The sequence below is a fragment of the Mesotoga sp. B105.6.4 genome, from assembly GCF_002896535.1.
In the GTDB taxonomy this organism is placed as follows: domain Bacteria; phylum Thermotogota; class Thermotogae; order Petrotogales; family Kosmotogaceae; genus Mesotoga.
On the sequence record NZ_JWIM01000156.1, the window covers coordinates 1 to 1,115 of the forward strand.

Sequence of the window (1,115 nt, forward strand, 5' to 3'; positions counted from 1 at the left end):
GCTTTACGGCACTTTCGGTAAATATCGGCCCTCTATAAAGAATGAGCAATACCAATCAGCTGCTCATTTCAAATTCTAGCGTAACGATCTTCTTCGGTCCACACGCAACTGAGACGAGATTGTTCTGAATAGGTATCTCTTCTTCTCTTTTCTCAGCGGCTGTACACAAGCAGGCTTTGCTAAACAGACCTTCTCTCAGTCGAATCTTGACGTTATCGGACTCTTCTGAGAAATTGACTAATCTGAGGATAATACTCTCCCCATTCTCAGCCTTTTTTATTGCAGTTACTTCCGTCGTCAAACTATCTACGGTCAGTGGTGTCTCAGGCCGCCTACCTGCGAAGCCTATCGACAGAGGCTTCTTCAGATAGCTACAACTTCTCTTTACGATGTCTTCAAGGGAATCTATGAAGAAGACGGCGTATTCAAAGGTGAGACTCCCTTTCATTTGTGCCCCGGGTGTTTCTATCTTCGGCCCTGCAGGCCGTTTCATACTCGATAGAGGATAGGGAGAAGCTATGTGGCCCACTGCCCTGAACAGGGTTAACTTAAGACCTTGCTCGAAACTTTCAAACTCGTTTATTCCTTTGGTGCTTACTGCGAAACCGCTGTATCTGTCAGTGTTCTCGATTTCTCCGAAGACACCGTTATTGGGTCTGGCAAGAGGTTCATCCTCGATCCAATTCGGGTTGATTTTTGAGGGCTGGCTCTTTGGTGTTGTTACGATGTCGAACGGAGTTTTGTAGAAGAGAGCGTTCCCTGGTTTTTCCCTCCAGAAATTTACCTGAAGTCTGTGATTCTCGCAACTGTTAGCAATCTCAGTCTCGATTTCTAAAATACTGCTCGATTCCATCAGTCTCAGAGTGCAGTGAACTGGCATTTCAGTTCTTGAAAGAGAGCGCTTGCGTCCGTTCTCAACAAGACCGACTGGCACCGAAAGTGTGTAACTAAGTCTTATAGCCCTTGCTAGTGGCCCGTTTTCTATTACTTCTACTGTCTCTAGGGAGCCGGAACTCGTAACAATGGTATCGGTAAGCGGCCTTGAATAAACGTAACCATCTCCACAATCGCCACCGTCTTCGAAGAGGTTCGTGAAGAGCTTTTCACCGGTGGCT

1 protein-coding gene is annotated in these 1,115 nt (G+C 46.5%); it reads right to left on the reverse strand.

Annotated features, from left to right (window positions below; genetic code table 11):
- Positions 1-55: 55 nt before the first annotated feature.
- The coding region (locus RJ60_RS15345) for a glycosyl hydrolase-related protein (protein WP_146028976.1) at positions 56-1,115 on the reverse strand (1,060 nt) is incomplete at its 5' end.